Here is an 8,752-nt window from a genome sequence, read left to right on the forward strand (position 1 = left end):
CCGGCGACCCGCAGCAGACTCGCGAGCGAGTCGTTGTCGGTGTCCACGGCGACCGCCGGGACGTCCGTGACCGTCGTGGCCAGCCCGGTTAGCACCCGTCCGGGCCCGACCTCGACGAACAGGTCGGTGTTCTTGGCGGCGAACGCGACGGCCTGGTTGAACAGGACCGGGTCGGTGATCTGGCGGCGCAGGAGGCCGCGCACGTCGGTGCCGGCGGGCAGCACCTCACCGGTGACTGTGGAGACGACCCGGGCGCCGACCTGGTGGAAGGTCTCGCCCGCGAGGGCGTCGGCGAACGTGTCCGCGGCCGGTGCGACCAGCGGGGAGTGGAAGGCGTGCGAGACCCGCAGCCGCGTCGCGCTCAGGCCGGCGGCCCGAGCCTTGTGGCAGACCGCCTCGATCGCGTCGACCGACCCGGAGACCACGGTGTGCTGGGGCCCGTTGTAGGCGGCCACGACCACCGGCAGCCCCGCGATGATCCCGTCGACCGTCTCGGGGGGCGCCCCGATGTCGGCCATCGTGCCGGCCTGGCTGTGCCCGGCCATGGTCCGGCCCCGGACGCCGGCGACGCGCAGGAGCGTGTCCTCGTCCATGACGCCGGCCCACTGCAGGGCCACGATCTCGCCGAGGCTGTGCCCGATCGCGGTGGACGCCTCGATGCCGAGCAGCGCCAGGGCGTGCTGCCCGGCCAGTGATCCGGCGACGATGCGCGGCTGGGCGACCTCGGTCGCGACGACGTCGCTGCCGGTGGGCAGCGCGGCGCGCAGGTAGACGTCCTCGACCTCGGCGAACCGCCGCCGCAGCGCGCCACCGCTGACACCGCGTCCGGAACCCTGCCCCGGAAAGAGGAAGCTGATCCGGGCCGGGCCGCTGACGTGTCCGAGCAGGAACCGGCCGTCGGGGCGGATCAGTGTCGTCTCGCCGGATTCGACGGCCTCACCAGCCGCGGTCAGCAGCCACTGCGCCTCCTCGGGTGACGAGGCCACGACCGCGGCCCGGAACGGCCGGTCCTGCAGGTCGCGGTGGAGCGTCGCCGCGAGATCGCCCAACTCCGCGTACGAGATCGCGGACACGAAGGTGCTCAGCTCGGCGAGCCGAACGGCCAGTTCCGGCGCGGAGGCCGCGTCCACCAGCAGCAGCTCCGCGTCCTGGGCGGAGGCGGCCAGGGTACGGACGCGGCGGTCCGGCACGGGCCGGCGCGGGCCGTGGCGTTCGAGCACGACGTGCGTGTTGATGCCGCCGAAGCCCATGGCGGTGATGCCGGCCCGCACCGGGACCGCGCTCGGCCACGCTTCGGCCTTGCGTAGGGTGCGCAGCCGTGCGCCGTCGGCGGTGAGAAGCTCGTGGGGGTCGACGGAGCCGACGCTCGGGGGAAGCACCTCGTGGTGCACGGCCATGGCGGCGCGGATGAAGCCGGCCACCCCGGCGGCGGCCTTGGTGTGACCGATCATCCCCTTGACCGAGCCGATGACGGCCGGCGGCGCGTCGGGATTCGCCGTCTCGCGAGCGCTGGACAGCGCGGTGAGCTCGGTGGTGTCCCCGACCTTCGTGCCGGTGCCGTGACCCTCGAACAGCCCGACGGTGTCGATGCCGAAACCGGCCCGGTCGTACGCGCGGTGCAGGGCGAGTTGGTAGCCGTCGACCTCGGGCCGGGTGATGCCACCGCGGCCGTCGGACGAGACGCCCCAGCCGGCGACCGAGGCATAAATCCGGTGACCTGCCTCGGCGGCCTCGTCGGCGCGCATCAGGACCAGCATGCCGCAGCCCTCACCGGGCCAGAACCCGTTGGAGGCGCGGTCGTAGACCCGCATCTCGCCGCTGGCCAGGGCGCCGGTCTTCGCGAAGCCGATGACCTCGAACGGGTCGATGGACAGGTCGACACCGCCGGCGATCGCGACGTCCAGTTCTCCGTCGAGCAGTGCCCGGCACGCGGTCACCACGGACAGCAGCGAGGACGAGCAGGCGCCGTCGACGGTGTAGCCGCCACCCTTGAGATCGAAGTGGTTGCAGATGCGTCCGGCGATCGTGTTCGACAGGGCGCCGGCGAGAGTGTCCTCGTTCACCGGCGGGAACGGGCTCTTGTACGCCTCCTCGTAGGTGGCGAGAAAGGCGGACAGCTTCTCGTCGTCCCAGCCCTCTGCCCGCAACGCCGCGGCCACGGTCCGCCGCACGTACGGCCAGCGCAGCCGCATCTGGTTGGCCCGGGAGAACTCGCCGGTCAGCGTGTTGCCCACGATGACGCCCGTGCGCTCCTGGGGCAGCCCCTCCCCCGCCGGGAAACCCGCGTCGGCCAGTGCCGTCGCGGCGGTCTCCAGGGCCAGCCAGTGGGCCAGATCGGTCGACCGGTACGTGCTGCCGGCGACCTTGTAGCCGACCCGGTCGAACTCGTAGCCCTCGATGACGGCGGCGTTGCGGGCGTAGAAGCGGTCCGGGGCGGCCGGGTCGGCGTCGAAGTAGTCGTCGGCGTTCATCCGGACGTCGGGGAGCCGCCGGAACGCCCGGCGACCCGCGATCGCGTTCTCCCACAGTTCCTGCGGTGAACGGGCGTCGGGGTAGCGGCACGCCATCCCCACCACGGCGATACTGGTCATTGCTCACTCAGCTTTCGGGTCGCTGGCGACGGGTCGAAGGCGTTCCTGATGCGTTGGCGCCACACCTCGTAGGCGGGCAGGACGTCGTCCGGGGGCAGCCCGACCCGCGCCTCGTCGGTCACCCGTGTCGCGTCGCTCACCGTCATGCCGCAGAGGACACGGGTCGCCAGCTCGTTGTGCGGGGTGACGAGATCGGCACGCAGCCGGGCCGCGGCGCCGAACGACGCGCCCTGCGCGAGGTCCGGCCGGTACGTCCCCGCGCACTCGGCGAGCCAGGTCAGTTCCCGCTCACTCGCGCCGCCCGCGTAGCAGACGGCGAGGCCGGCCCCGGCGTACAGGTCGCGCCGGCGGTCGGCGGGGAACGCGTCGAGGAGGCGGACGAGCTGCTCCGGGTCCGTTCCGGCGACGAACCAGCAGGCCCGGCCGATGCCCTGGTCGATGGCGCGCACCGAGTAGTCCCGGGGGCCGTCGGCAGGCCACGCGAAGGTGGACGGCCGACGCCGCTGGCGCACGTACCGGTCGGTCCTGAAGTACGCCTCGTGGAACCCGTACCCGTCGAGGACGAGCCAGCGCAGCAGCGGGTCCGGGGCGTACAGCCGGGGCCACAGAAGACGCGGCAGGCGGGCCATCGCCCAGCCCACTCCGACGTACGCCATGTAGACGTGCTCGTCGTGGTCGGCGAGGAACCGCGCGACGTGCCGCGGACGCCCGGGCAGGGCGTCGCGGATGGCGAAGGCCATCGCCGCACCCTCGTAGGCGAAGCCCCGGTACGCGGCCGGCGTGGCCTCGACCGTGGGTGCCGCATCTGCCGGGCCATTCGCCTCCGCGGCCGCCCCGAATCCGTGCAGGAACGAGCTACCGACTGTTTCGAGGCGCTCGCGGGCCTGCTCGTTCTTGAGATGGAATCCGCGCGTGCTGACTTTGGTCTGCCCCACGTCGGGGGTCATGATACGGCGTCGAAGTCTGGTCAATGAACTCATCGTATGCTCCGGCCCTCCCGCTGAGACCTCATTGTTACGCGACTATGTGGAGCGAAACTTCTCCTGCATTGCGGCGGTCGCCGACGGCGTCCGGGGATCGGCAGGTTTCCGCTGCTCACCGGCATCGGTCAATGGTGGAGTGGATAGTGGACAGCGGAAATGACCATTACGGGCCGGTTAGCGCAACACAGGAGATGAACGCGGGGGGTGGCCCATACCACGATGACTGGCATCCGAACGACACCTCCGGAATTGACGTCCGGACTTCCGCAAAGGAGCGTGCCGTGGAATCCGACGAAGCGGCCGAACACCGGGTGCGCACGATGATTCTGGAGGCATTCGCCGACACCATCATCCCGGGCGAGAAACGCGGCCCTGACGATGCGGCGATCGCCGGCGTCGACGTCGGCGGCGGTGCCGTCACGGGCGGCGCGATCGAACTGCTCGAAGACCCCGCCGGAGGGCTGGCGCCGGCGCTCGACACGATCTGCGTGGAACTCGACGAGTACGCCCGGGAGCACGCCGCGGCCACGGGCCTCGACCTGAAGCCGGACCTGCCGCCCTTCGTGGGCCTGCCGTTCGAGGCCCGGACCGCGCTGATCGAGAAGCTGACCAGCCCCGATCACCCGGACAAGCAGATGTGGGTGGGGCTGGCGCTCTTCTGCAACATGGCCTTCGACAGCGCGCCACACCTGCACACCGTGGACGCGTTGGCCGCCGGGCATCCGGGCCTGCTGGCGATGGGGTACGAGACGCCCGACCCGGACGGGCTCTGGCGGTTCCCCACGTTCTCGTACGGCCGGCAGCTCGCCAACCCACACCCGTCCACCACCGCCACGGGGAGCCCGGCATGACGGCCACCGAGTCCACCGACGTCCTGGTCATCGGCAGCGGCTTCGGCGGCGCCATTGCCGCGTACCACCTCGCCGCCGGCGGGGCCCGGGTGAAGGTCTTCGAGCGTGGCCCGTGGCTCAAGGCCGACGACTTCGAGCACGACTTCAAGCTGGGCGCGTCGTACACCCGGGTCTTCGACTTCGTCATCGGCGACGGCATGAGCGTGCTGGGCGGCAACTGCGTGGGCGGCGGCAGCGTGGTCTACTTCGCCACGATGCCGCGGGCGCCACGCTTCGTCTTCGAGCGCCACGGCAGCATCGGGCGACGCATGTGGCCCGCCGCCATCAGCCGCGACACCCTGGAGCCCTGGTACGACCGGGTGGCCGAGGCGCTGCCGGTGACCCAGCAGACGTGGGACCGGGTCCCGTACGCCGGTGGCCTGTTCGCCGCCGCCTGCCACCACGCCGGACGTACCGCCAACCCGGCGCCGTCGGCCGTCGACGTGGACATGTGCACGAACTGCAACTGGATGATGGCCGGCTGCCGCTTCGACGCCAAACGCTCGCTGCTGCTCAACTACCTGCCGGCCGCCCTGGCGCACGGCGCCGAGATCCGGCCGCTGCACGAGGTGCAGCACCTGGTCCGTAACGCCGACGGCAGCTACCGGGTCCACTATCGCGTCGTCGACGAGGAGGACTACCGGATCCTGCACGGCGAGGGGACGATCGACGCGAAGATCGTCGTGATCGCCGCCGGCGCGGGCGCCACACCGGTGATCCTGCAACGCTCGGAGCCGCACCTGGGCCGGATGCCGCACGCGGTCGGGCGGTACTTCTCCGGCAACGGTGAGCGCCTCAACACGGCCGTGTTCGACGAGGACCGGGTCCGCGAGGTGCTGAAGCTGTCGCGGCCGGACGGACGGGCCTACGAGGCGTACCAGATCGGGCGGGGTCCGACGGTCGCCAGCTGGGACCGGCTCGACGGCGCCCTGCCCGAGTTCGAGCGCTACTCCCTCGAACAGCTCTACTTCCCGCCCGCGCTGGGCACGATCCTGGCGCAGGTGCCCGACGCGAGCCCCAGCTGGTTCGGCCGGGACAAGAAGGAGATGCTGCGCCGCTGGCAGTCGTGGCTGACGATCTTCACGATGTCGGAGGACGACAACGAGGGCGTCTTCGGCCCGCCGCCGGAGACCGGCAACGCCCACCGCTTCTCGCAGCAGATGCTGGGCCACGGCCCGCTGCGGTACCGGCCCACGGCGAACACGTGGCGCGGATGGTCGCTGGCCGACGCCGACGTCAAGGACATCCTTGAGCGCGACGGGCTGTCCCGCGTGATGCCGTGGACGAACGACCTGGTGGGCGCGTACACCGTGCATCCCCTCGCCTCGTGCCGCATCGGCGACGACCCGGCGACCTCGGCGCTGGACGACCGCCACGAGCTGCGCGGGCACCCGGGCATCTTCGTGACCGACGGTTCCGCGGTGCCCGGCGCGTTGACGGTCAACCCGGCCTCGACGATCGCGGCCCTCGCCGAACGCGCCATGCCGGGCATCGTGCGGGCCGCACAGGAGCGGGGTGTCGAGGTGACCTACGGTGCGCCGTCGCCGGACGGCGAGACCGCCGGACGGCGTGCGGTCGCCCGCCTGCGGTCATGAGTTTCACGGTCGCCGGGCTCACGCGGCGGGCCACCTTCGCGCACCTGCGACACGTCTCCCCGGTACCTCCGGAGGCCGCGCCGGTGCGGGTCCGTCAGGTGTACGAGCAGGTCGAACGCGACTTCGGCCTGCTCGCGCCGCCCATCGCCCTGCACGCCGCCGCGCCGGGACTGCTCGCCGCGGCCTGGTGCATCCTGCGGGAGACCCTGCTCGTCTCGGGCACGACGAGCCGTCGGGAGCGCGAGGCGGTGGCGGCCGCGGTGTCGGCTGCCAACACCTGTCCCTACTGCGTGGACGTCCACCAGGCAGCCGTACGCGGGCTCGGGCGCCGGGGCGCCTCGCCGCCGCCGCTTCCGACGGTCCTGTCGCCGGAGCTGATCGGCGTGGCCGTCGACTTCCACTACCTCAACCGCATGGTGAACGTCTTCCTGCGGGACTCACCGCTGGCGGCGGTTCCCGCTCCCCTGCTCGGTGGCGCCCGGAGCGTCGCGGCACGGTTGATGGGTCGGCTGGCCGGCCGGGAGGCGGTGGCCGGGCAGTCCCTGCCATTGCTGCCCGGCACGGCCGGCACGGCGCGGCGCCTGCCGGACGACCTCCGCTGGGCGGCGGGGCTGCCACACGTCGCCGCCGCCATGACGGGAGCGGCGGCGGTGATCGAGGACGCCGGGCAGCGGTCGGTGCCTCCTGCCGTACGCCTGCTGGTACGCGAGTGCCTCGTCGACGACGACGCTCCGGACGACCTGGCGGGGGTGGCGGACTGGCTCGACTCACGGCTGGCGGGTCTGTCCTCTGCGGACCGGGCAACCGGACGACTGGCGATGCTCGTCGCCTTCGCCTCGTACCGGGTGCCCGACTCGGCGGTGGCCGCGGTCCGTGCCGAGGGCCACGACGACGCGGCGTTGCTCGGCCTGGCGGCCTGGGCCGCCCTGACCGCGGCACGCCGGCACGGCGACGCGCTCGCCACGGCGTACGAAACGGCGGGTTGACCGGCGAACGTCGGGCGGCCCCGGCCGGGGCCGGCCGAGCCGGCCGAGCCGGCCCTGTCAGACCTTCGGCACGTCGAACAGGGAGGGGAACTTCGCGATCAGCGCGAGGTCGCCCCGGGTTCGCAGTCGGCCCTTCATCGTCAGCACGACCGGATGCGCGTTGCCGGTCACCACCAGCAGGAAGTCGGCGCCGCCGATCGTCAGCGTCAGCTTCGGCTCGCGATCGGCGACGGGCGACACCCGGCACACCCCGTCCGCGATCTCCAGCTGGTAGCGGTCGACTCCGCCGTCGGGCCGGTCACCGATCACCCAGTGGATGACGGCGTCGAGACCGGCGGCCCGGTCGGCCCGGAACACGTCCGGCATCCGCCGAAAGATCTCCTGCAACAGGGCGTCCCGGCGTTCCCCACTCATCAGCGCGCGGACGTCCGGCATCGGGGTGCTCTTGACGAAGATGGCGAGATCACGGGGCGCCAGCGCCGCCGGATCGGCGTTGTTGGTGGTCATCGAAGGCTCCTCTGGTCGTCGTCCGCGCGCGGGTCCTAGCTGTCGCTGACGCCGGCGGGCTGAATGACCCGCTCACGGATCACCCGCCGCCACTCCTCGTAGGCCAGGCCGTCGGCGGGCGCGTCGACCGCCGCGGCATCGGCCAGCTCGGCGGCGGCCTCCGACGACAGGCCGGTCAGCGCCCGCGCCGCCGCGTCGGTGTGCTCCGGGCAGTAGCCCGCCCACGTCCGCGCCTTGGCCGCGAAGACCGCGCCCTGGGCGAGGTGCGGGCCGTACTCGCCGGCCAGCGACCGCAACGACTCGAAGCCCGCGGTGTCGCACCCGCCGGCGAACGTCGCGGCCAGTCCCACACCGCTCCACAGGTCCGCGCGGCGCGGGGCGGCGAAGCCGTCGACGGTCGCGGCCACCGCCGCCGGATCGGCCGCGTGCCGGAACCACAGCGCCCGGCCGACGCCCTGGTCGAACGCCCGCGGGAAGTAGTCGGCGTGCCCCTGCCACGGGTACGGCCGCGGACGTCGCTGCCCGACGATCCAGGTGGCCTGGTCGAAGTACGCCTTGTCGAAGCCGTAGCCGTCGACGGCCAGCCAGCTCATCGTCGGGTGGTAGGGGATCCCGGTGAGGTCCGGCAGCACCTTGCGCCACAACACGCGCGGCAGCCGGGCCATCGCGAAGCCGATGCCGATGCAGGCGAGGAAGTAGTGCGGGCGCCCCGGCCCTTCCAGCAACTCACGGGTACGGGAACCGCCTGCCGTCGCATCGAGCACGGTGTAGGCCATCGTCGCGCCCTCGTAGGCGAAGCCACGACGTTCCGGGTCCACGAGAGCGAGCCGGCGTTCCAGCTCGGCGACGCTCGGACCTTCGATCCCCCACTCGAAGCCGCAGACCACCGCCTGCGGGATCGCCTCCAGGTGGACTGTGGTGGCGGAGGCCGTGACCGGGAATCCGAGCGCGGCGAAGGAGACCTGCTCCAGCGAAGGCGCGAGAACCATGCGGCGCATCGACCCGAACACTCTCGACATACCGGCCACCCTTCGTTCGGTGCCACGGCGGCGGTCACCGCGACGATTTCATCCTGGCCGGGTTCGAGGAGCCGCGCGTCTCCGAGCGTGCCCGGTCGGTTCCCGGCCCTGCGCTGGGCTTTCGGCGTGGTCGCGCACGGTCGGGTGGGACCGGCGTCGTCGCCGGGTGGACACACCCGGC

General features: G+C 72.5%; 7 protein-coding genes. 3 read left to right on the forward strand and 4 right to left on the reverse strand.

Annotated elements, in window-relative coordinates; all coding sequences use genetic code 11:
* Both AB0J68_RS20425 and AB0J68_RS20430 read right to left on the reverse strand, forming a co-directional pair.
* A partial coding sequence (locus AB0J68_RS20425) for a type I polyketide synthase (protein ID WP_363939943.1) occupies window positions 1-2,591 on the reverse strand: 2,591 nt, incomplete at its 3' end.
* Entirely contained in the window at window positions 2,588-3,571 is a 984-nt protein-coding gene (locus AB0J68_RS20430) for a DUF1702 family protein (protein ID WP_354856207.1), read from the reverse strand. The genes AB0J68_RS20425 and AB0J68_RS20430, both read right to left, overlap by 4 nt.
* A gap of 323 nt (window positions 3,572-3,894) precedes the next feature.
* Here AB0J68_RS20430 and AB0J68_RS20435 point away from each other — a divergent pair, with 323 nt between their 5' ends.
* From AB0J68_RS20435 to AB0J68_RS20445, 3 genes are read left to right on the forward strand one after another with little or no spacing between them, the layout of a single operon-like run.
* The gene (locus tag AB0J68_RS20435; protein WP_363939950.1) at window positions 3,895-4,425 is read left to right on the forward strand and encodes a DUF5987 family protein; all 531 of its coding nucleotides are present in this window, start codon (window positions 3,895-3,897) and stop codon (window positions 4,423-4,425) included.
* Window positions 4,422-6,059: a GMC family oxidoreductase gene (locus tag AB0J68_RS20440; protein ID WP_363939946.1), complete on the forward strand. Its 1,638-nt coding sequence runs from the start codon at window positions 4,422-4,424 to the stop codon at window positions 6,057-6,059. Before AB0J68_RS20435 ends, AB0J68_RS20440 begins: the two co-directional genes overlap by 4 nt.
* Window positions 6,056-7,045, forward strand: coding sequence for a carboxymuconolactone decarboxylase family protein (locus AB0J68_RS20445; protein ID WP_363939948.1), 990 nt, complete (start codon window positions 6,056-6,058; stop codon window positions 7,043-7,045). Before AB0J68_RS20440 ends, AB0J68_RS20445 begins: the two co-directional genes overlap by 4 nt.
* Window positions 7,046-7,102: 57 nt before the next feature.
* Here AB0J68_RS20445 and AB0J68_RS20450 read toward each other — a convergent pair whose 3' ends face one another.
* A complete protein-coding gene (locus tag AB0J68_RS20450; RefSeq protein WP_355068033.1) occupies window positions 7,103-7,552 on the reverse strand; it encodes an SCP2 sterol-binding domain-containing protein in 450 nt (149 codons plus the stop codon).
* 35 nt (window positions 7,553-7,587) lie between these two features.
* A complete protein-coding gene (locus AB0J68_RS20455) occupies window positions 7,588-8,571 on the reverse strand; it encodes a DUF1702 family protein (RefSeq protein ID WP_354856211.1) in 984 nt (327 codons plus the stop codon).
* Window positions 8,572-8,752: the final 181 nt, after the last annotated feature.

Origin of the sequence: Micromonospora sp. NPDC049580 (genome assembly GCF_040675595.1) — a bacterium.
GTDB lineage: Bacteria > Actinomycetota > Actinomycetes > Mycobacteriales > Micromonosporaceae > Micromonospora.

What these genes read in the sequence shown, in the direction of transcription:
- AB0J68_RS20455 (WP_354856211.1), bottom strand. Translation starts at nt 8,571, where the DNA reads ATGTCGAGAGTGTTCGGGTCGATGCGCCGCATGGTTCTCGCGCCTTCG.
- AB0J68_RS20440 (WP_363939946.1), top strand. Translation starts at nt 4,422, where the DNA reads ATGACGGCCACCGAGTCCACCGACGTCCTGGTCATCGGCAGCGGCTTC.
- AB0J68_RS20450 (WP_355068033.1), bottom strand. Translation starts at nt 7,552, where the DNA reads ATGACCACCAACAACGCCGATCCGGCGGCGCTGGCGCCCCGTGATCTC.
- AB0J68_RS20430 (WP_354856207.1), bottom strand. Translation starts at nt 3,571, where the DNA reads ATGAGTTCATTGACCAGACTTCGACGCCGTATCATGACCCCCGACGTG.
- AB0J68_RS20445 (WP_363939948.1), top strand. Translation starts at nt 6,056, where the DNA reads ATGAGTTTCACGGTCGCCGGGCTCACGCGGCGGGCCACCTTCGCGCAC.
- AB0J68_RS20435 (WP_363939950.1), top strand. Translation starts at nt 3,895, where the DNA reads ATGATTCTGGAGGCATTCGCCGACACCATCATCCCGGGCGAGAAACGC.